The organism is Aestuariivirga sp. (assembly GCF_965227715.1).
Lineage (GTDB): Bacteria > Pseudomonadota > Alphaproteobacteria > Rhizobiales > Aestuariivirgaceae > Aestuariivirga.
Window position 1 is genome coordinate 4,149,032 of the sequence record NZ_OZ245771.1, and the last position, 19,762, is coordinate 4,168,793.

The 19,762-nt window shown below is 62.0% G+C and carries 20 protein-coding genes; 13 read left to right on the top strand and 7 right to left on the bottom strand.

From position 1 onward, the window contains the following. The first annotated feature begins 186 nt into the window (after nt 1-186). The 4 genes from ACO06F_RS19810 to ACO06F_RS19825 all read left to right on the top strand — a co-directional run bounded on the left by ACO06F_RS19810 (nt 187) and on the right by ACO06F_RS19825 (nt 7,128). Complete coding sequence (locus ACO06F_RS19810) at nt 187-5,505, top strand: autotransporter domain-containing protein (protein WP_421694429.1); 5,319 nt, start codon at nt 187-189, stop codon at nt 5,503-5,505. A gap of 113 nt (nt 5,506-5,618) precedes the next feature. Next, nucleotides 5,619-6,188, top strand: a complete 570-nt coding sequence (locus ACO06F_RS19815; RefSeq protein WP_421694430.1) for an invasion associated locus B family protein — start codon at nt 5,619-5,621, stop codon at nt 6,186-6,188. 93 nt (nt 6,189-6,281) lie between these two features. Further along, nucleotides 6,282-6,731: a nuclear transport factor 2 family protein gene (locus tag ACO06F_RS19820; RefSeq protein ID WP_421694431.1), complete on the top strand. Its 450-nt coding sequence runs from the start codon at nt 6,282-6,284 to the stop codon at nt 6,729-6,731. 16 nt (nt 6,732-6,747) lie between these two features. Next, the gene (locus ACO06F_RS19825; protein WP_421694432.1) at nt 6,748-7,128 is read left to right on the top strand and encodes a DUF1622 domain-containing protein; all 381 of its coding nucleotides are present in this window, start codon (nt 6,748-6,750) and stop codon (nt 7,126-7,128) included. Here the strand turns inward: ACO06F_RS19825 and ACO06F_RS19830 are convergent. Beyond that, entirely contained in the window at nt 7,049-7,888 is an 840-nt protein-coding gene (locus ACO06F_RS19830) for a DUF421 domain-containing protein (RefSeq protein ID WP_421694433.1), read from the bottom strand. The two genes, ACO06F_RS19825 and ACO06F_RS19830, sit on opposite strands and share 80 nt — an antisense overlap. Nucleotides 7,889-8,051: 163 nt before the next feature. Here ACO06F_RS19830 and ACO06F_RS19835 point away from each other — a divergent pair, with 163 nt between their 5' ends. Next, entirely contained in the window at nt 8,052-8,513 is a 462-nt protein-coding gene (locus tag ACO06F_RS19835) for an SRPBCC family protein (protein ID WP_421694434.1), read from the top strand. Between the two features lie 9 nt (nt 8,514-8,522). Here the strand turns inward: ACO06F_RS19835 and ACO06F_RS19840 are convergent, their stop codons facing one another. Both ACO06F_RS19840 and ACO06F_RS19845 read right to left on the bottom strand, forming a co-directional pair. Then, entirely contained in the window at nt 8,523-8,957 is a 435-nt protein-coding gene (locus ACO06F_RS19840; RefSeq protein WP_421694435.1) for a hypothetical protein, read from the bottom strand. A 53-nt stretch (nt 8,958-9,010) separates the two neighbouring features. Continuing rightward, nucleotides 9,011-9,724: a hypothetical protein gene (locus ACO06F_RS19845; RefSeq protein ID WP_421694436.1), complete on the bottom strand. Its 714-nt coding sequence runs from the start codon at nt 9,722-9,724 to the stop codon at nt 9,011-9,013. A 251-nt stretch (nt 9,725-9,975) separates the two neighbouring features. Between ACO06F_RS19845 and ACO06F_RS19850 the strand changes: the two genes are divergently transcribed. The 8 genes from ACO06F_RS19850 (at nt 9,976) to der (ending at nt 16,007) form a co-directional block, all read left to right on the top strand. Then, nucleotides 9,976-10,551, top strand: a complete 576-nt coding sequence (locus ACO06F_RS19850) for an NnrU family protein (protein ID WP_421694437.1) — start codon at nt 9,976-9,978, stop codon at nt 10,549-10,551. Then, nucleotides 10,548-11,108, top strand: a complete 561-nt coding sequence (locus ACO06F_RS19855) for an NnrU family protein (protein ID WP_421694438.1) — start codon at nt 10,548-10,550, stop codon at nt 11,106-11,108. The genes ACO06F_RS19850 and ACO06F_RS19855 overlap by 4 nt, the downstream gene beginning before the upstream one ends. A gap of 56 nt (nt 11,109-11,164) precedes the next feature. After that, nucleotides 11,165-11,983 (top strand): 3-methyl-2-oxobutanoate hydroxymethyltransferase, encoded by an 819-nt coding sequence (panB, locus tag ACO06F_RS19860; RefSeq protein ID WP_421694439.1) that lies wholly within the window; start codon nt 11,165-11,167, stop codon nt 11,981-11,983. 77 nt (nt 11,984-12,060) lie between these two features. Then, a complete protein-coding gene (locus ACO06F_RS19865) occupies nt 12,061-13,434 on the top strand; it encodes a multicopper oxidase family protein (protein WP_421694440.1) in 1,374 nt (457 codons plus the stop codon). A gap of 71 nt (nt 13,435-13,505) precedes the next feature. Beyond that, nucleotides 13,506-13,649 (top strand): hypothetical protein, encoded by a 144-nt coding sequence (locus ACO06F_RS19870; RefSeq protein ID WP_421694441.1) that lies wholly within the window; start codon nt 13,506-13,508, stop codon nt 13,647-13,649. 74 nt (nt 13,650-13,723) lie between these two features. After that, on the top strand, nt 13,724-14,380 hold the full coding sequence (locus tag ACO06F_RS19875; protein WP_421694442.1) for a tetratricopeptide repeat protein: 657 nt from the start codon (nt 13,724-13,726) through the stop codon (nt 14,378-14,380). Then, nucleotides 14,377-14,667 (top strand): hypothetical protein, encoded by a 291-nt coding sequence (locus ACO06F_RS19880; RefSeq protein ID WP_421694443.1) that lies wholly within the window; start codon nt 14,377-14,379, stop codon nt 14,665-14,667. The genes ACO06F_RS19875 and ACO06F_RS19880 overlap by 4 nt, the downstream gene beginning before the upstream one ends. Then, the gene (der, locus tag ACO06F_RS19885) at nt 14,664-16,007 is read left to right on the top strand and encodes a ribosome biogenesis GTPase Der (RefSeq protein WP_421694444.1); all 1,344 of its coding nucleotides are present in this window, start codon (nt 14,664-14,666) and stop codon (nt 16,005-16,007) included. The genes ACO06F_RS19880 and der overlap by 4 nt, the downstream gene beginning before the upstream one ends. Before the next feature lie 56 nt (nt 16,008-16,063). On the opposite strand, the gene ACO06F_RS19890 is transcribed toward der, so the two are convergent. The 4 genes from ACO06F_RS19890 to ACO06F_RS19905 are packed head-to-tail and all read right to left on the bottom strand — an operon-like array spanning nt 16,064 to nt 19,722. Further along, nucleotides 16,064-16,831 carry a 2-keto-4-pentenoate hydratase gene (locus tag ACO06F_RS19890; protein WP_421694445.1) on the bottom strand — a complete coding sequence of 256 codons (768 nt, stop codon included), beginning with the start codon at nt 16,829-16,831 and terminating at the stop codon, nt 16,064-16,066. Between the two features lie 16 nt (nt 16,832-16,847). Next, on the bottom strand, nt 16,848-17,579 hold the full coding sequence (locus tag ACO06F_RS19895) for an SDR family NAD(P)-dependent oxidoreductase (protein ID WP_421694446.1): 732 nt from the start codon (nt 17,577-17,579) through the stop codon (nt 16,848-16,850). A 5-nt stretch (nt 17,580-17,584) separates the two neighbouring features. Continuing rightward, the gene (gene purF, locus ACO06F_RS19900; RefSeq protein WP_421694447.1) at nt 17,585-19,045 is read right to left on the bottom strand and encodes an amidophosphoribosyltransferase; all 1,461 of its coding nucleotides are present in this window, start codon (nt 19,043-19,045) and stop codon (nt 17,585-17,587) included. Continuing rightward, nucleotides 19,042-19,722 (bottom strand): CvpA family protein, encoded by a 681-nt coding sequence (locus ACO06F_RS19905; RefSeq protein WP_421694448.1) that lies wholly within the window; start codon nt 19,720-19,722, stop codon nt 19,042-19,044. The genes purF and ACO06F_RS19905 overlap by 4 nt, the downstream gene beginning before the upstream one ends. Nucleotides 19,723-19,762: the final 40 nt, after the last annotated feature.

A 19,762-nucleotide genomic window follows, 5' to 3' on the forward strand; every position in this document is an offset into this window, starting at 1 on the left:
TCATTTTTGAGAGTGTTGGAAATAAGGCACACTCGCCGCAAGTTGCACACAGTTTCGCCAAACTGGCGGCCCGTGCAATCTCCGGCAGGTTGAATGGGGGTAACTAGCGTCTATAAAAATTTACTTGGCCGGACCATCATCAGGTGGACGGGTGGGGATTTAAGCCATTGCAGGGGTTTTGCTGACATGCTTCCAACCAACGATCGCGAAAAGAACGCCAAGACGCGCAAGGGACTTGCCACACTCCGGAATTCTGCTGGACTGGTGGCAATTGGGCTATTCTTGACCCCACTCCTTCCGGAGGCAGCGCTGGCCGCCTGTAACACCAGCGGCTCCACGCTGACGTGTACAGGAAGCACGGATACCGGCGGTGATATCTCCAAGACCGGGACGCCCACTCCGATCGTTGTCGACATTTCGTCCGGCGCACTCGTTACCAACACTGATGACAGCGGGAACGCTGCCATGGAAGTGACCGGGACAGGCTCAGGCGCTGTCGTCGACTTCAACATGTTGTCCCCGAATAGCTCAATCGTCGCGGGAAACAACAAGAACGCTATCGAACTCACGTTAAGCAATGCGTCGGGTAATTCTTCATCAACTGTTGATCTTGATGGCTTTGTGCAGTCAACGGGCGCCGACGCCGTTCATTACAATGGCGAGAACGGAACGGTTACCTTCAACGTTGGTGATACCGGCGCTGTTCGCGGCAAGAACGATGGTATCGATGCCTCTTCCAGCCTGTTCTTCGAGCCGGGCAGCAGCCGCTCCCTTACCGTAAATGTCAACAATGCGGATGGCGGCCAGGTCGATGGCTCGAGTGGCGATGCTGTCGTGGTGTCGGTGTCCACCGCAAGCCTGGTACCCTCCGGCAATGCGACCGCAACTGTTGTGGTCGATAATAATGGCCTGATGAGGGGTGGTGCTAATGGCGTGTCTGCCACCAGCTGGGCAGCTGATCTCAGTGGTGGAACGACGCTGCTGGCAACAACCGACTTGACCGTCAAGAACAACAAGACCGGCGAGATCCACGCAGGCGATGATGGCATTCATGCCACAACGAATATTCTCTCTGAGTCGTCGCTGCTCAATCTTGACGTCACCAACGACGGACTGATCGACGCAGGCGATGACGGCATCGAAGCGAGTGCGTTTTCCGCGGGTGCCGTGAATGGCACGCTCAAAGTGGTGAACAACGGCAAGATCGGCACGGCCGCAACGACCATTGGCGACGATGGTATCTCGCTTTATGGTTTGGGAACGTCTGGCACTCTTAATGCCAACGTGACCAACTCGAAGACTGGCACGATCTATACCAAGAACGAAGGTATCGATATCTTCATTTCCGGCGCTGCTACGGTCAGCAATGCGGGCATCATCAACTCTACCAACGGCGGCGGCATTGCCGTGGTGTCCGGTCTGGACTCCTCTGTCACCAACACGGTGGACGGCGACATTCACGCAAAGAAGGACGGTGTGTCGCTCAATACGCTGGGCAAGGGCACTGTCACGAATGCCGGCAAGATCACCACCGACAAGTCGGGCATCGTCGTGCTGGCTGGCTCTGATGGCACGGCCAACAATGATGGCGGCACGATCAATGCTCAGGGCAATGGCGGCCTCGGCGGATTGTTCGGCGGTATTGCAGTTGTGGCCGGCGGCGCTGCCAAGGTCACCAGTGTTGATGGCGACATCAAGACGGTCAACGGACCCGGCGTGTTCGCATCCGGTGTGACGAGTGCAACGGTTGACACGACAGATGGACTGACGGAATCGACCAACGGACCTGGCATCATCGCCGTGACGCTGGGCACCGGCGCCACAAAGATCGACTCTGGCGAAGTGAAGGCAGGCGCCAACGCATTCGCAGGGTTGGCGCTTCCCGCGCTGCCCCCCATCGCCGGTATTGTTCTGCCGAGCCTCGGCATGAGCGGCGGCGTGATCGGCGTGTCGGGTATTGGCGGCACGACCGTCAACGCGCATGACGACATCAGCGTCGCGACAGGCGGTTCCTTCGGTATTGCTGCGATCTCGCTTGGTGGCGCAGCGACGGCGAACCTCAACGGAAACACCATCGATCCGCCGTCGATCGGCATGGCTGCAATCGTTCTTGGTGGATCGTCCGATGCGACGATCAACACAGGCGGCGGCACGGTTCTCGCAGACGCGATTGGCCTGTTCGGTCTCAACACCGGCACGGGCGATGTGATCATCAACAATGATCTGGATGGCACGGTCACATCAGCTGGTGCTGGCGTGGTGGCCGTCAAGCTCGGTGCTTCCAACGCTGGTACCGAAAGTGTCGTCGTCAGCAACACGGGCAGCATCACCGGTGCCAATGGCCCGGGTGTGGCCGTGATTGCGCTCGGCGGCAACAATGATGTTCGGATCGACAACATAGGTGGTCCGCTGATCGGCGGCGCATTGATCAGCGGTTCGGGCGACAACCTTCTGAAGGCCGGCATCGGTGTGGTGGCAGATGGTTCGGTGAAGATCACCAACGACCAGAATTCGACCATCACCAATACGACGGGCGCCTCCGGCTTCGGCGTGAATGTCGGTGCCGCCAAGGACATCAAGATCCAGAACGACAATGAATCTGACATCCTCGGCAAAGCAGAACTCATCAGCCTTGGCGGCAACGTCACGCTGAACAACGATCATCTTTCGACCTGGACCTCCGAAGGGATTTCCATTCTCGCCACTGCAGGTGCTGGTAACAGCGCCACGCTGAACAACTTGAATGGCTCCAATGTCAGCATCACCAACGGCCTTCTCGCAATGGCCGCTGACCAGGACGTGATCATCAACAACTCGGCCGATGTTTCGGATCCGCTCAATCCGATCCGCTCTTCGATCTCATTTGGCGGAACGAGCGGCAACCTGATGATCGCCGGGAATGATGCGCGCATCACGAACGACGGCAGCGACTTTACGATGTCAGGCGTGGGTGGCCTGAGCGGCAATCTGATGTTCGCCGGAAATGATGCCGAGATCATCAACCAGAATGACGGTTCGTTCACGATGGCGAACCTCTTGAACGGCAACTACATGAATGCCGATCATGATGCCCGCATCAAGAACCTCTCGGGCAGCTCGTTCACGATGTCCGGCATCAATGGCAACGCGATGGTTGCCGACAATGATGCCGAAATCATCAACAGCGAGGGCAGCAGCTTCACGCTGAACGGGCTGGCAAACGGCAACTTCATGTACTCCGACAACCATGATGTGAAGATCACCAATGAGAAGGGCTCGACCTTCTCGATGATCGGTGCCTTGAACGGCAACATCATGATCGCCAAGAATGACGCCACCATCCACAACACGACGGGCGGCGACTTCAGTCTCGCTGGCATCCTCACCGGCAACTACATGGATGCCGGCCACGATGCGACGATCCTGAACGAGAAGGGCGCCACCTTCGTGATGACTGGCATCACCGGAAATCTGATGACCGCCGGCAACGATGCCCAGATCATCAACAGCAAGGGCGGCGAATTCAACGTTACGGGTGTGACCGGAAACTATCTGAAGGCCGGCCAGGATGCGCGCATCCTGAACGAAAAGGGTGCCGACTTCACCATGGGCGGCATCACCGGCAACGCGCTGATCGCCGGACGTGACGCAGAGATCATCAACCAGCAGGGCGGTGATTTCCACATGACGGGCATCGTCGGCAACTATCTCAATGCCGAGCGTGACGCCCGCATCGTCAACCAGCAGGGTGGCGACTTCTCGATGACCGGTCTCACCGGCAACGTGATGGTGGCCGATGACGACGCAGAGCTCATCAACACCAAGGGCAGCACGATGTCCATCGGCGGCCTGAACGGCGCGCTGATGCTGGCGGATGTCGACAACAGTGGCTTCGGCAAGGCCCGCATCACCAACTCCGAGAGCTCGGAACTGACCTTCGCCGGTGTGACCGGCGGCGGCATCGTCTCGGGCGAGGGCGTCGAGATCTTCAACGACAATACCTCGCGGATCAACTTCCTCGGGCTCAACGCCTTTGGAATTGTTTCGCCGACGAGCTACTTCGACAATGACGGCGAGGTCTATATCCACGGCGTAACCAACTTCCAGGGCCTGGATGTGTTCTACAACCACAACCTGGTCAACATGGTGCAGGATGATGCGAGCGATGAGTTCATCCTTTCGGGTGACTACAGCGCGCACAGCGATCTCGCTATCGATGCCGAGCTCACCCCCGGCGGCCAAGCCGACCACCTGCACATTGGCGGCGATGCTGACGGTACGACAAATCTCCTGGTCAACGACCTAGATACCAACCCCGGCCAGTATGATCCGAACGGCGTGCTGTTCGCGACGGTCGGCGGTTATACCGACACCACGAACTTCACGACCAATGGCGGCATCGACAAGGGCCTCTACCGGTATGACGCCTACCTCCGCCAGAACGATCCTGATCTGGGCGGCGACGCCGGCTGGTATCTTGCCAGCACCCTCGACCAGGAAGCCTATGAGTTCACGGCCATCATGGCTGGCGCCCAGGCCCTGTGGGATGCTTCGACCGGCACCTGGCTCGACCGCACGGCGGATCTCCGCACGGTTCTTGGTGATGGCATGGCCGATCCGAACTGCGCAAAGGATTGCATGGCCGAACCCGGCCACGTGACCCCCGGCGTCTGGATGAAGGCCTTCGCCGCCACGCAGCAGCGTGACGACCACAACACCTCGAGCCCGCCCACCGGCATGCTCGGCAACAGCTACAAGTATGACAACAGCTACGATCAGGACATGTGGGGCTTCGTGATCGGCGCCGACACGGGCAAGCAGTGGACCACCGAAAGCGGCCGCAACGCTGCCTGGCTGGTTGGTATCATGGGCGGCTACTCGGGTTCGAACCTCGACTTCGACAAGTCCTCCACCAGTGCTGATTACTCCGCTCTCTCGGTCGGCATCTACACGACCTACCTGAACGGTGGCTTCTTCATCGACGGCACCTTGAAGGGTGACTTCGGCACCATGGACTACGACTCGAACCTCGGCGGCGGCTTCAAGGAGTCCCAGGACAGCAGCTTCACCTCGCTCGGCGGCGTGGTCGATACGGGTTACCGGATCGGTCTCGGCACCTCGGCCTTCTTCGAGCCCAAGGCAACGCTCGCCTATGTCAGCACCAACATGGACAACATGAACGTGGTTGGCACCAAGGTGAACTTCGATGACGGCGAAAGCCTGCAGGGCCGCCTCGGCGCCCGGCTCGGCGCCAGCATCGCCGGCGGCAGCGTGAAGTCCGAACTCTACCTCGAAGGCAGCGTGTGGAACGACTTCATGGGTGACTACACGGCCCACCTCGGCAGCAACACCTACAGCCCCAAGACCGATCTGGACCTGGGCGGTGCTTATGGCGAAGTTGCAATCGGCGCCAACTTCTTCGGTGTCGACAGTGCCTGGAACGGCTTCGTGAACGGCTCCGTGCAGTTCGGCCAGGACGACTTCCTGGGCTACGGCGGAAACCTCGGCGTGCGCTACAACTGGTAAGCAGCGCCGGAGATTTTCGAACAGAATCGGGCCGGCCGCGAGTATCCTCGCGGCCGGTCTTTCGCATCATGAAGCCCGTCCACGTCCTGTTTCAGAAGAATTGGAAGTTGATCATGCACCACAGAAGCCCAGCACATCTCCTTCGCCGCGCCCGGCTTGCGATAACTGCCGCCGCGGGCCTTGGCCTTCTCCTGACGCCCGCCCTGGCCCAGGAAACCAAGACGGACAACAAGAAGCAGACGGCACCCACCCAGGTCACCACCACCACAACCACCTTCAACAACTGGACGGTCGTCTGCTCGCGCACGGCTGAGCAGAAGTCGGCCAATTGCGGCGCCAGCTACCGGGTGGTGAACACGCAGAACCAGTCCGTTCTGCTCGTCTGGCTTTTCGGGCGCAATGCCAAGGGCGACAAGATGACGGAGTTCCGCACGCTGACGGACGTGCTGATCGAGCCCGGCGTTGGCATTGCGCTGGAGGAGGGCGATCCGCTGCGCGCCAGCTATGTGTCCTGCGCCACCAGCGGCTGCCAGGCCTCGCTGGCGCTTGATGACGATGCGATCGAGCGGCTCCGCACCACAAAATCCGCAACCGTCTCCATGACGCGCCTCGACGGCAAGGAAGTTCAGTTCAAGATGGACGTTGCCGGCATGGGTGCGGCGCTCAAAGCGCTGGGCTTCTGAAAAACTGCGGGTTCTGACGCCAAAATTGCGCTATGCCCCCAATGGCCGGCGTGGGCTATATCAGTTCGGCCGGACTTGGCTGGGAGTGGACTTATGAACAAGCGTGACATGGCACTGGCCCTTGCGGCCGGTTTTGCAGGTGCGGCACTGGCGCCGCTCAGCGGCTTTGCGGCCGGCGGCGCCGTTTCGGAAGACGAGGCGAAGGCGGCGGTCATGTCCTGGCTGAACGCGCTCAAGGGCGGGGACCCTGCGGAGGTGCAGAAGATCCTGGCGCCCGAATTCCAGATCCTTCGGTCGGATGGCAGCGGCTATGACCGCGAGGACTATCTGAAGGCGCTTCCGAAATTCGGCGGCCACCCCGAGATCCTGAATCTCGTGCATAGTTCCGAAGGCGATCTCCTGGTCGCCCGCTACAATCTGCAACTCGAACAGAAAATCGGCGACAAGCAGGTGCAGAAGCTCGCCCCACGGCTCTCCGTCATGCGCAAGGCTTCGGGCACATGGCTGATGGTGGCGCACGCCAACTTCGCCCAGATCGGTTAAGGCGAGCGCGTTCTCCATGCCACTGGGGGATGTCATCAAGGAACTGACGCTGTGGCTCTCCACGATCACGGAGGGGGCCGCAGCCTTCATCATCGCCATCGCCGTCATCGAAGGCGTGGCGCGGACGGCCATCCTCATATTCCAGGGCGTGCTGCCGGGGCGTGTGTCGCAATCGCATGAAGCGAAGGAAGACATTCGCTTGAGACTTGGGCGCTGGCTGGCGCTGTCACTCGAGTTCCTGCTCGCCGCGGATATTCTGCGCACGGCCGTCGCACCCAGCTGGTCCGAGATCGGCCAGCTTGCCGCCATCGCCACCATCAGGACGGCGCTGAATTTCTTTCTGCAGCTCGAGATCGACCGCGCGGACGCCCGGAAGACGGACGCGCCTTCCGGCTGATCTCTTCATCCTCCCCGCCTTTAAGCCGGATTTCACCCAGATCTTCGTCCGCGGGCCCGATGCAGGCTTTCGTCCATGCCGAATGTCCGCACTGATCGCAGCAGCCTTTGTCCGTCATCTTCGGCGGCGCGCCGGTGAGGCCGCAATGGGTGCAGGCATAATCCTCGCCCTCTGCGAAGGAGGCGGCGGTGCGGATGGCGTTCTCATCCGGGTCCTCGCGTACCGGAATGAGCGGCAGCCCCACGCGCGGCGACTTCAACGGAAACACGCTCATCTGGCCGGATGTCTCGATATAGGCCGTGGCTATTTCGCCGAGATTGCTGAAGCCCTGCAGGCGCAGCATCTCCTGCAGCTCGGCCACGGACATGTTGCGCGCCGCCAGGCCCTCCTTGGCGACGCGGCCATTGTGCACCACCTCCACCGCGCGGCCGTCGACCGCGATCTTCATCATATCGGAGCGGTAGAGGAGGAGGTCGATCGCCTTGTTGATGAGGATCACCACCGTCACCACAAGAAGCGCCTGCAGCAGGGGCACTTCGGGATAGAACATGCTGTCTCCCACGGCGGAGCCGAGCGCAATCACCAGCAGGAACTCAACAGTTGACAGCTGTGCAATGGTGCGGCTGCCGATCCACCGCAGCAGCACCAGCGTGTAGATGTAGACGATGACGATGCGGACCAGGATTTCGACGTAGAACAGGAACGGCTGCGGGCCGAGAACCATGCGGGTCAAATCAAAGGGAACCGTCGCCTGATCCATGTCATCCTTCGCATGCCGGAACCCGGCGCCACGTGCCGAACGCACTCGAGCTGCCGGGGTTCCCTTGGGCGCCACACCCGCCCGTCAACCACAAGCTTCTGGCGCGAAACGGCCGGATGCGCGATCTTCAGCCTCAGGCATGACCAAGCAAGGCTGAGGACAGATGACTGACACCACGCATGAGCTTTCGATCAACCGCCTCATTGCGGCGCCCCGGGACATCGTGTGGCGCTGCTGGACAGAGCCCGGTCTCATCAAGCAATGGTTCACGCCCCGGCCCTGGACGACGCCCGAGGTGGAGATGGACCTGCGCCCCGGCGGTGCAAGCCGCATGCTGTTTCGTGGACCCAATGGCGAGGAATTCCTCAATCGCGGCATTTATCTGGAGGTCGTTCCGCAGGAGAAGCTGGTCTTCACCGATGCCTATGTGGATGCGTGGACGCCCTCTGCAGAGCCATTCATGACGGCCATCGTGACGTTCGCCGATGAGGGGCAGGGGACACGCTATGAAGCGCGCGTCCGCCACTGGACGGAAGCCGCCCGCCAGAGCCATGAAGACAGAGGATTCCACGAAGGCTGGGGCAAAGCCGCCGACCAGCTGGAAGCCCTGGCCCGCACGTTATAGAGGGCGAGGCTACCAGTTCCGGCTGGAGAAGATATAGAGCCTGAGGGCGCCGTGGCTGCCGATCTGGGCGCCGGCCACCTGCCAGGGCTGGACGTGATTTTTGGCAAGCGCAGCGCGGGTGACCGGGTTCGCGGCCAGCGCTTGCTGCAGCTTGGCCACGCCGGCGGCGTTCTTCTGCGTCATGATCTTGAATTCCTGCCAGTTCGGAATGTCACCGGAGAAGGACGGGATCGTCGGCACGTCGAGGCGGATCACGCCCACGCTCGGCACCTTGGCGATTGTCGGCACCTGCGCCGCGCGCCGCCCGGCATTCATGATCGAGGAGATCGCCATGCTCACGTCGATCTGGCTGACCTGGGCCACGGCCTTTGGCGCTGCGAACGGGGCCAGTGTGGCGCAGGCGCCAAGGGCGATGGCGAAAGGCAATGCCTTGAGGATGTTCATGATCTCTCCAGTGGTCTTGTCAGGCCACAATCTACCGGGCGCAGCGTCTTCGTTCAAACTGCTTTTGCCGGGCGGAGTTCCGCCTCCCGCAAGGTGCGGAGGCTCAGTTCGGGTTCCAGATCGCGCAAGCCCCCCAGAAGACCGTGCAGGAAGTTTTGCAGATTGGCGCGGAGCCGCACCGGCACCGCCGCGTCGTCTCCCAGAAGGAAGCCGCGGAGCGAGAAGCGCCGGTTTGTCACGATGGGGTGAAGTTCGCTGTCCACCCTCTCCATGGCGAGCACCGGACCCGGAACGCCCTTGGGCAGCGCCGTGCCGACGAAGCGGTTGGCGACAGGAACCATCAGGTCCGGCTGCAGCACCTCTTCCACCGCCACGGCCGTCTTGAGGGAACCCTCGTCCCGGTCGATCACGAAGAGCACGCAAATGCGAAAGCCCTCGGCCTGGGCCGCTTCCGAAAATCCCCGGGCTTCGGCTGCCTCACAGAACGGGGCGAGCAGGGCGCCCGGAACATCGATCACATAGTCGCGCCCGTAGCGCGCGAGGATGCTGTTGAAAACCTTTGCGCGACCTTCTTCCTGGTCGAAGTCGATCAAGGCCGTGCGTCCAGGGAAATAGGCCCGCAAGGCACCTTCGGGTGCGCTCAGGTCGAAGCAGAAGGGATCATGTTCCTGGATGAGCAGGTGATCGGTCAGCACCCGCGCCAGCAAGGTCTTGCCGTTGCGGCTCCGGTCAGAGCAGATGATGAAGATGGTGGGCGGGGCGGGCATGTGGGCAGCCTGTCAAACAGCGAAGTCCTGCAGTTCGGAGCGGTGCCCCTGGCACACGGCTGTGCTGCATGCAGTCCCCATGATTCGCCCCCATTGCACGGTTCCGTCGACCGCAGGATGTAACATGAGTCTGTTCGTCCGTATACGGCAGATTGACGGAGGGAGCGCGCTGTGCACAGCCCAGATGGAGCGCGGGCTTGGAACGGAGAGGGTTTTCTGGCACAAGCTCTAGCGGCAAGAAGGATCTCAACATGACGTTGCTCTACATCGGCAGTCTGCTGTTCGGCGGCATCCATCTGTTCGCGATCCTTTTTCCGGGCCTGCGGGATAGTTTCCGGGCGCAGCTGGGCGCAAAGCCCTGGAAGGCGCTTTACGCCATCGTCTCGCTCATCGGCCTGGTGCTGCTGGTGATCGGCTACAGCCGCTCGCGCGCCGGCCCTGCTGCGGCGGATATTCTCTATACGGGCTGGTATGAGATGCGCCATCTCACCATGCTTCTGGTGCTCCTGGCCTTCATCCTCATCGGCGCATCGCATGGCAAGGGCTACATCAAGAAATGGGTGCACAACCCCATGTCGCTCGGCATCGTGCTGTGGTCCGGCGGGCATCTTCTGGTCAATGGCCAGCGCAGCGACGTGTGGCTCTTCGGCACCTTCTTCGTCGTGGGCCTCGCGGACATCGTCATGTCGGAAATCCGCGGCAAGCGCCCCAATTACATTCCGCGCGTGAAGTCTGATGTTCTCGCCGTCGTCATAGGGCTGGTGCTCTATGCGGTGTTCCTCTTCGGCTTCCACCCTTACGTTCTGAATGTGCGGGTCGCAGGATGATCCTTCTCGCATTTGGCGTCATCCTCACCGCCGCACTTCATCTGATTGCGGCGGTTCCATCGCTCAAGGGGCGCCTCAAGGCGGTGGTGGGGGAAAGGGCCTATGGCCCGGTCTTCGGCATCGCTTCGCTCATCGGCATCGCAATCATCGTGCTCGGCTGGCGCTCTGCGGCCTTCGTTCCCGTCTATGATCCGCCCACATGGGGCAAGCACGCGAATTTCCTTCTGACCCTCATTGCCTTCATCTTTCTCGGCATCTTCCTGTTCCGCGGCAGCTTGCGGCAGAGGATTCGCTTTCCCATGGGGTTTGCGGTGATCTTCTGGTCCATCGGGCATCTCCTGGCCAATGGCGATCTTGCCAGCCTCATTCTCTTTGGCGGCTTCCTGATCTATGCCGTTCTCCACATCCTGATCGGCACGGCCAATGGCGTCAGACCTTCGCCCGAGGTGCGGAGCGGGCATGATCTGCTGTCGATCCTGGCCGGGATCGCCCTTTATGGGGTGATGGCGCAGCTCCATGGCGCGCTGATCGGCGTGCCGGTGTTCCAGCTCAACTGAAGGTCGGGGCGGAAGGTCTACTTGCCGCTCAGCCGCTGCGGGACTAGGGTCCGCCCATGTCACAGCATGTTGCCAGCCGCCGCCTGACTGCGCCCGAGATCACCGCGCGCAAGGGCCAAGAGCCGATCGTGTCGCTCACCTCCTACCACGCCCACACGGCGGCCATTGCCGACAAATACGTGGACTTTCTGCTGGTGGGCGATTCGCTCGGCATGGTGATGCACGGCTTCGAGTCGACCCTTCCCGTGCCGCTGGATTTGATGATCCTCCATGGCCGCGCCGTCATGCGCGGGGCCAAGCGCGCGCTGGTCGTCGTCGACATGCCCTTCGGCTCCTATGAGGAGAGCCCGGCGCAGGCCTTCCGCAATGCCGCCCTGGTGATGAAGGAAACGCAATGCGGCGCCATTAAGCTGGAAGGCGGCAAGCGCATGGCGGAGACGATCCGCTTTCTCTCCGAGCGCGGCATTCCGGTCATGGCGCATATTGGCCTCACGCCGCAGTCGATCAACATTCTTGGCGGCTTCAAGACGCAAGGCCGCAAGCGCGAGCAATGGGGCATCATCGAAGAAGATGCCCATGCGGTGACGGAGGCAGGCGCCTTCGCCGTGGTGCTGGAGGCCATTGCCGAGCCACTGGCCGCCAAGATCACGGCGGAGATTCCGATCCCCACCATTGGCATCGGCGCCTCGCCCGCCTGCGACGGCCAGATCCTGGTCATGGAAGACATGCTGGGCCTGAGCCCGCGCGTGCCGAAATTCGTGAAGGAATTCGGCAAGGTGGGTGCTGCCATCGAGAACGCCATCCGCATGTATTCCGAAGACGTGCGCTCGCGCGCGTTTCCAGCGCCTGAGAATACCTATGAGCTGAAGGATTAGCCGGGGTCCTCTCCCCAACATCTTGCCGCCACAGACTGTCCCTAGCCTTTCACCACGTGACTGAAGGGGCTTTGGACGTGTTGATTTCGCGCCGGCAAATGCTGGGAGGTGCGCTGGTTTTCGCGGGCTGGCGGAGCCCTGCCTTTGCGCAGGCGCTCACCGCCGATGGTTTCATTGAGCTTCGGGCGCAGCGCGTTGAGCTGGGGCTTTTGGAAGGGGGCGTGGGCAAGACCGAGGCCTGGCTTCTGGGTAACGGCCCGGGCCCCGCCATCATCCGCGCGCGCCAGGGAGAGGCACTGAAGCTTCGCCTCATCAATGATCTCGACCGCGAGATCTGGCTGCATTTCTTCGGTGTGCGTGGCCCTTCCGATGTGATGACCATCAACGTGCCACCGGGTGCAGATCATGCGGTTGACTGCGTGTTCACCCCGCCCGATGCCGGCACATTCTGGATCGCCCCCATGTCGGACCAGTCCCGCCTGCGGGACATGGGCCTCTCCGCCGTGCTCGTGGTCGAAGAAGCGAAGCCTGTTCCCGGCCTCACCGATCTCGTTCTGGTGCTCGATGACTGGAAGCTTGATGACGCCGGGGTGGTTGAGGGCAATTTCGGCGATGTCGAGACGATGGTGGGCGAGGGGCGGCTGGGCAACTGGTTCACCATCAACAATCAATACCGCCCGCATCTGGCACTGGCGAAGGAGGGGTTCACCCGGCTCCGCATTCTCAACGCCGCCAATGTCCGCACCATGAACCTTCTGTTCAAGGGACCCGATCCCATGGTGATCGCGCGCGACGGCCAGCCGGTGAAGCCGGAGCCGCTCGGGCGGAAGGCGCTGGTGCTGGCACCGGGCCAGCGTGCCGACCTTCTGGTGGCTTCGGCAGAGGGTGACATCGGCCTCGCGCTCGACCTGTTCGAGGATGCCGCGGAAATCGGCTATCTGGTGGCGCCGAAGGGCAGTGCGGCACCTCCCGTGATCCCGGATGATTTTGCGCTCCCGGCCAATCCCGTGACCCCGCTCGGGGCTCTTGATGAGGCGCGCACCATCAACCTCGTGCTCGAGGGCGGCATCAAGGGGGGCCTGACCGCGGCAAAGCTCAATGGCGTGGAACGGGATCTCCGCACGCTGCTGGAAAATGGCAAGGGCTGGGCCATCAACGGGGTTGCGGGGCCATCCGCCGAACCGATCTTTACCGCAAAGCGCGGCGAGACCTTGCAGCTCGAGATCGACAACCGCACCGCCTTCCCGCAGCCCCTCCACATCCACGGCCATGTCTGGCAGGTGATCGCGGAAGCGCCCTCGGGCGTCTTCCAGGACACGGTGGTGATCCCAAGCGGGGAGCAGGTCACGCTGGCCTTCACGGCGGAGAATCCCGGCCTCTGGGCCCTGCACGGCCTGGTCGCCGAGCGGGCGGACGGCGGGCTGATCGGTACCTTCCGCGTCGAAGAGTGATTGCTACTTAAGATTTTGTTAACCGCAAGAGGACAAGATTTAACCCGCATCAGATTCATGGGGTTGGTGTCATGTTCTTTGAGGTTGCGGGCTTTCTCTCCGGCGTTGCGTCGATCGGTGCTGCCCTCTGGCTGCTCCACCGGCGTGACAGCGAGCGGGTGATGCGCGGCATCCATGGGATCAATGGCATCCGGGGTGGCAGGCAGCGCGCCTGAATTGCCTTGATTTGGTCCTAAGCCTGATCTACGCCGCTTCTCAACCCCTTGGCTGATATGAGGAGCCTCAAGCTTTGAGCGATGAATCCCTGTTTCGCGAGGTGGACGAAGAAGTTCGCCAGGAACAGTTCAAGAAACTGTGGTCACGCTACGGCAATGCCGTGGTGGGCCTGGGCGTGCTCGTGATCTTGGGTGTGGCTGGTTTCCAGGGCTGGCATTATTGGCAGTTGAAGCAGTCCGAAGCGGCGGGGCAATCGTTTTTCACCGCAGCGCAGCTCGCGTCTTCCGGCAAGGCGGATGAGGCGCTGAAGGATTTTCAGGCCATCTCCCAGACGGGCTTTGCCGATCTGGCCCGGCTGCGCATGGCGGCCGAATACGCAACCCAGGGCAAGGCTGACGAAGCGGTGAAGATCTATGACGCCGTCGCGGCCGATGCGAAGGTTGATTCTTCGCTGAGGGACCTGGCGCGAATCCGTGCGGCAGCTGTTCTCGCCAACACGGCGTCCTTCGCCGATATGGAAACCCGCCTCAAGGGCTTTGACGCAGCTGACAATCCCTGGCGGCACATGGCGCGAGAGCTTCTGGCGTCTGTGCAGTTCCGCCTCAAGGATTATCAGGGGGCGGACAAGCAGGTTCAGGCCATCCTCGCGGATCCGGCAACGCCTGCGGGCCAGCGCCAGCGCGCCGAAACCATGGCGCAGCTGCTGCAGCCCATGGTGACCTCACAATGAAGCTTATCCCCAGGCTCGTGCTGATTGCCACGGCCGCCACCCTGCTGTCTGGCTGCACCTATCTGAACAGCCTGACGGGGCAGACGAACAACACCGTTCTCCCCGGCCAGCGCGAGGACGCGATTCCCGGCCGCGCGTCCTTCCCGGACAAGCAGGACGTGACCGTGGGTTCAACCAGCACACCCACGGATTCCGCCGCAAGCGGCGCGGAGCCCTACTGCGCGCCTGATGACAAGAGCTGCAAGCCGCCCGCCACGACAGGCGATACATTCAAAGACCCGCAATGACAGTTACAGTCGCCATCATGGGGCGTCCCAATGTTGGCAAGTCGACTCTCTTCAACCGGCTGGTTGGCCGCAAGATCGCACTGGTCGATGATCAGCCCGGCGTCACCCGGGACCGCCGCGAGGGCGAGGCCAGATTGGGCGACCTGCGCTTCCGCCTGTTCGATACGGCAGGCCTTGATGACATCAAGGGAGACAGCCTCGAAGCCCGCATGAGTGCGCAGGCCGAAACGGCCGTCGATGATTCCGACGTCGTGCTCTTCGTGATCGATGCCCGCGCGGGCGTCACCCCGACCGACCGTGAATTCGCCATGCGCGTGCGCCGCCGCGGCAAGCCCGTGATCCTCGTTGCCAACAAGTCCGAGGGCAGGGGGCATGAGTCCAATCTGCTCGATGCCTTCGGTCTGGGCTTCGGCGATCCGCTTCCCATTTCCGCCGAACATGGCGAGGGCCTCGACCACCTCTATGATGCGCTTCTTCCGTATACGGAGGAAAAGGCCGGGGAGGGCGAGGGGGACGACAGGGGTGACGGGCCGCTCAGGCTTGCCATCATCGGCCAGCCCAATGCAGGCAAGTCCACGCTCGTCAACACCATCCTCGGTGAGGACCGCATGCTGACGGGCCCTGAGGCCGGCATCACGCGCGATGCGATTTCCTCCGAGTTCGAGTGGCGCGGCCAGAAGATCAAACTGTGGGATACGGCGGGCATCCGCCGCAAGTCGCGCGTCGTCGGCAAGATCGAGAAGCTTGCCGTGTCTGACGCGCTGCGTGCCATTCGCTTTGCCGAATGTGTGGTGGTGCTGATTGACGCCTCCCTCCCCATCGAGCGGCAGGACCTCGCGCTGTGCGATCTCGTCGCGGGTGAAGGCCGGGCTGTCGTGCTGGCGCTTTCCAAGTGGGATCTCGTCGAGGAAAAACAGAAGAAACTCAAGGACGTGATGAGCGACCTTGAAGACGTGCTGCCGGAAATTCGCGGCGTGCCTGTGGTGACATTGTCCTCCAAGCAGGAACGCGGCATCGACAAGCTGCTGGAGACGGTGCTGGTCGCCATGGAGCGCTGGAGCAGCCGCATCTCGACCTCTCAGGTCAATCGCTGGCTCGAAGCCGCGATTGCGCGCAACCCGCCGCCCGCACCCTCAGGCCGCCGCATCAAGATCCGCTATGCGACCCAGGCCAGCGCCCGCCCGCCGACCTTTGCCATTTTCGGCAATCAGCTGTCCAAGCTGCCGGAAAGCTATATCCGCTATCTGATGAACGGCCTGCGCGAGAGTTTCGATCTCAAGGGCGTCCCCATCCGCTTCAGCCTGCGCGGCGGCAAGAACCCGTTCGACAAGGACAAGTAGGCCATTCAAGCTTTCCTTCTCCCGTCGCGCCGCGATGGGAGAAGGGAAGATCGCCTTCAGAACTTCACCGTCACCATACCCAGATGCTCGAAGCGCACTTCGATGTCGTCGCCCAAGCCAACCGAAAAGAACTCGGTGATCACCCCCGTGGTGATGATCTCCCCTTCCGCCAGCCCCAGCCCGTGGCCGTTCAGATGATTGGCGAGCCAGGTCAGTGCCAGGTCTCCGCCGCCCAGGGCATTGGCGCCAACGCCGCCTTGCATTTCGCGGCCATTCCACCAGACCTGGCCCTTGAGGGACGCATAGGCGTCGCGGCTCAGCGGCCGCTTTGCTTCACCCAGAACAATCCCCTCATTGAGGCCGCCATCGACGATGAACCACGGCACGGCGTCGCCGAAGCCATTTGGCGTCCGCGGGTTCACCACTTCGATGGCCACGCACACATGGGCCACGGCCGCCATCACCTCATCCACCGTGTAAGGTGCTCCACGCGGCGGCAGGCTGCTGTTCATGGTGAAGCAGACTTCGGGCTCCACCACGCGCTTGTTCTCTGCAATGGTGGGGAACTGCTCGCCCGACCGGTAGATGCGATTTGAAAACATCGTTCCCGGGAAGGGCCCTTCGGCATTCAGCGCCTTCTGGGCGCGCAAGGAAGTGCAGCCGATCTTCCAGCCTGCCTGCTCCCAGCCCAGTTCTTTCGTCACCGCGCATTGCAGTTGAAAGGCGCGGGCGAGGCTCGGGGCCTGGTCTTCCGGAAGGTGGCTGAGCGGCGACTGGGATTTGCGGGCAGCGGCAAAGGCCGCGATCACAGTGGCATCGCTCATGGTGAGATCCTCGTCTTCAATACTGCTTGAACAGGCCCTTGGGATCGTATTTCCACACGCCGCCATTGTCCGCAAAATCGGGCAGGCACATGGGCACCAGCTGTTCGGCAACCTCATCAGGGTGCGGCAGGCTCATCGGGTCTTCGCCGGGCATGGCGGTGGCGCGCATGCCGGTGCGCGTGGCACCAGGGCTGAAGCAATTGGCGCGCAGGCTGGTCGTGGCGATCTCTGCGGCATAGGTGTTGACCATCGCCTCGAGAGCGGCCTTCGAGATTGAGTAAGGCCCCCAATAGGCCCAGCACTTGTGCGCAAGCCCTGAGGTCACGAACACCGCGCGCCCGGCGTCCGACTGGCGCAGCAGCGGGTCCATGGATCGGATCAGGCGATAATTCGCGGTCACATTCACCGCCATCACATCGTCCCACATCTTGGGCTCCACATGCGGCATGGGGGTGAGCTTGCCGAGCACGCCGGCATTGCCGATCAGAATGTCGAGCTTCTTCCAGCGCTCGAAAATCGCCGCGCCCAGCCGGTCAATGGCGTCGAAATCCTTGATGTCGACGGGCACCAGCGTCGCCGAGCTGCCCGCCGCCTTGATCGCGTCATCGAGCTCGGTCAGGCCCCCTTGGGTGCGGGCGGTGGCGATGATGTGGGCACCTTCCTTCGCAAGGGCGATGGCCATGGAGGCGCCAAGCCCGCGCGAAGCGCCCGTCACCAGGGCGACGCGCCCTTCAAGCCGTCTTGTCATGGAAATTAACCTGCTTCTGCCAGCAGCGAGAGCTGCTGCTTTTTGGATTCGCCGATGAGATCGGTCAGGTGGGTGGGATAGTCGCCGGTGAAACAGTGGTCGGTGAACTGCGGGCGGGCGTTGTCACGGCCGGGAAGCCCCACGGCGCGGTAGATGCCATCAACCGAAAGGAAGGCAAGCGAGGTAACGCCGATGTATTCGCGCATCTCCTCCAGCGTGTGCGTGGCGGCCAGCAGCGATTTCTGCTCCGGCGTGTCAATCCCATAGAAATCCGGGTGCTTGATGGGCGGGCTCGAGATGCGCATGTGCACTTCGCGTGCACCAGCCTCATACATCATGCGAACGATCTTGACGGAGGTCGTGCCGCGCACGATCGAATCGTCGATCAGCACCACGCGCTTGTCCTTGACGACGGCGCGGTTGGCATTGTGCTTCAGCTTGACGCCGAGCGAGCGGATGGTTTGCGTGGGCTCGATGAAGGTGCGGCCCACATAATGGTTGCGGATGATGCCGAGCTCGAAGGGAATGCCGGTCTCCTCCGCGAAACCAAGTGCTGCGGGAACGCCGGAATCGGGAATGGGCACCACGACATCCGCTTCAAGCTCGGATTCGCGCGCCAGCTCGCGCCCCATGGCCTTGCGCACTTCATAGATCGAGCGGCCGCCGAGAATGGAGTCAGGCCGTGAGAAATAGATGTATTCGAATATGCATGGCCTCGCCATCTGCTTGGGGAAGGGCCTGAGGCTTTCGACACCTTCATCCGAGATCACGACGACTTCGCCGTTCTCGATCTCGCGGATGAATTTCGCGCCGATGATGTCCAGCGCGCAGGTTTCGGAGCAGAGAATATAGGCGCCGTTCAACTCGCCCAGGATCAGCGGACGAATGCCTAACGGGTCTCTTGCGCCGATCAGCTTCTTGTTGGTGAGGGCCACCAGCGCATAGGCGCCTTCAAGGGCGCGGAGCGCATCGATGTAGCGCTCCACGATGCGGCCCTTCTGCGAGCGTGCCACGAGATGGAGGATCACCTCGGTGTCGGAGGTCGACTGGCAGATGCAGCCCTGGGCGATCAGTTCGCGGCGGAGCGTCAGGCCATTGGTGAGGTTGCCGTTATGCGCCACCGCAAGGCCGCCGGCGGCGAGTTCCGCGAAAAGCGGTTGCACGTTGCGGAGGATGGTTTCGCCCGTGGTTGAATAGCGCACATGGCCCAGGGCGGACGAGCCCTGCAGCCGGTTGATCACCTTCTCGGAGGAGAAGTGATCGCCCACGAGGCCAAGGCGCCGCTCCGTCTGGAAGCGTTCACCATCAAACGAGACGATGCCCGCTGCCTCCTGGCCGCGGTGCTGCAGCGCGTGCAGGCCCAGCGCCGTGAGCGCTGCGGCATCCGGGTGGCCGTAGATGCCGAACACGCCGCACTCTTCGCGCAGCCGGTCGGCGTTCAGTTCGAAATCGAGGTCCATGCTCATTGGCCGTCACCCTGTCCGCTTGCCGCCGGTTGCTGGTCGTTGCCGCCCGTGCCCTGGATCAAGTTTTCCAGCCCCTGGTTCTCATTGTTCTTGTAGCCGCTCTCCGGCTGCGGCGTGGTCTGAGCGTCCGGTGCCTGCCCCTGATTCTTGAGCAGGGCCGTGTTGTTCAGCGTGTCCGCAATATCCGGCGGCATGAAGGAGAGGAGGCCCTCACCCGCCGATTTGATCATCGGCAGGCTGTAGGCATTCCGCACCCATGGCTCCTGCTTGTCGTAGGGCAGAAGCCAGCCGTAGAACAGATAGGCAATCGCCACGAAAACAAAACCCCTGAGCACGCCGAAAATGAAGCCCAGCGTGCGGTCGAAGGAGCCTGCAGCCGAATCGACCACGTAATCCGAGATCTTGACGCTGATGACGGATACGATGATCAGCACCACCAGGAAGGCCGCCGCCCCCACTGCGATCTGCGCCAGAATTTCCTTTTCCAGATAGGGAATGGTCGTCTTGGCCCATTCGACGAGGCCCGGTTGCTTGATGGCCACATAGGCCGCCACGGCTGCGGCACCCCATGCAATGAGCGAGAGCACCTCGCGTGTGAAGCCGCGCATCAGGGCCAGAAGGCCCGAAACCAGCATGATTCCGAGAAGAATGAAATCGAGGAGCGTCAGAGGCATCATCAGTCCTAAGGGGTGCGCCACCCGGTTGAAGGCACCTTAT

What these genes read in the sequence shown, in the direction of transcription:
- ACO06F_RS19855 (WP_421694438.1), top strand. Translation starts at nt 10,548, where the DNA reads ATGATCCTTCTCGCATTTGGCGTCATCCTCACCGCCGCACTTCATCTG.
- ACO06F_RS19895 (WP_421694446.1), bottom strand. Translation starts at nt 17,579, where the DNA reads ATGACAAGACGGCTTGAAGGGCGCGTCGCCCTGGTGACGGGCGCTTCG.
- ACO06F_RS19825 (WP_421694432.1), top strand. Translation starts at nt 6,748, where the DNA reads ATGCCACTGGGGGATGTCATCAAGGAACTGACGCTGTGGCTCTCCACG.
- ACO06F_RS19815 (WP_421694430.1), top strand. Translation starts at nt 5,619, where the DNA reads ATGCACCACAGAAGCCCAGCACATCTCCTTCGCCGCGCCCGGCTTGCG.
- ACO06F_RS19845 (WP_421694436.1), bottom strand. Translation starts at nt 9,724, where the DNA reads ATGCCCGCCCCGCCCACCATCTTCATCATCTGCTCTGACCGGAGCCGC.
- panB (WP_421694439.1), top strand. Translation starts at nt 11,165, where the DNA reads ATGTCACAGCATGTTGCCAGCCGCCGCCTGACTGCGCCCGAGATCACC.
- ACO06F_RS19880 (WP_421694443.1), top strand. Translation starts at nt 14,377, where the DNA reads ATGAAGCTTATCCCCAGGCTCGTGCTGATTGCCACGGCCGCCACCCTG.
- ACO06F_RS19840 (WP_421694435.1), bottom strand. Translation starts at nt 8,957, where the DNA reads ATGAACATCCTCAAGGCATTGCCTTTCGCCATCGCCCTTGGCGCCTGC.
- ACO06F_RS19850 (WP_421694437.1), top strand. Translation starts at nt 9,976, where the DNA reads ATGACGTTGCTCTACATCGGCAGTCTGCTGTTCGGCGGCATCCATCTG.
- ACO06F_RS19820 (WP_421694431.1), top strand. Translation starts at nt 6,282, where the DNA reads ATGAACAAGCGTGACATGGCACTGGCCCTTGCGGCCGGTTTTGCAGGT.
- ACO06F_RS19810 (WP_421694429.1), top strand. Translation starts at nt 187, where the DNA reads ATGCTTCCAACCAACGATCGCGAAAAGAACGCCAAGACGCGCAAGGGA.
- der (WP_421694444.1), top strand. Translation starts at nt 14,664, where the DNA reads ATGACAGTTACAGTCGCCATCATGGGGCGTCCCAATGTTGGCAAGTCG.
- ACO06F_RS19830 (WP_421694433.1), bottom strand. Translation starts at nt 7,888, where the DNA reads ATGGATCAGGCGACGGTTCCCTTTGATTTGACCCGCATGGTTCTCGGC.
- ACO06F_RS19905 (WP_421694448.1), bottom strand. Translation starts at nt 19,722, where the DNA reads ATGATGCCTCTGACGCTCCTCGATTTCATTCTTCTCGGAATCATGCTG.
- ACO06F_RS19890 (WP_421694445.1), bottom strand. Translation starts at nt 16,831, where the DNA reads ATGAGCGATGCCACTGTGATCGCGGCCTTTGCCGCTGCCCGCAAATCC.
- ACO06F_RS19870 (WP_421694441.1), top strand. Translation starts at nt 13,506, where the DNA reads ATGTTCTTTGAGGTTGCGGGCTTTCTCTCCGGCGTTGCGTCGATCGGT.
- purF (WP_421694447.1), bottom strand. Translation starts at nt 19,045, where the DNA reads ATGAGCATGGACCTCGATTTCGAACTGAACGCCGACCGGCTGCGCGAA.
- ACO06F_RS19835 (WP_421694434.1), top strand. Translation starts at nt 8,052, where the DNA reads ATGACTGACACCACGCATGAGCTTTCGATCAACCGCCTCATTGCGGCG.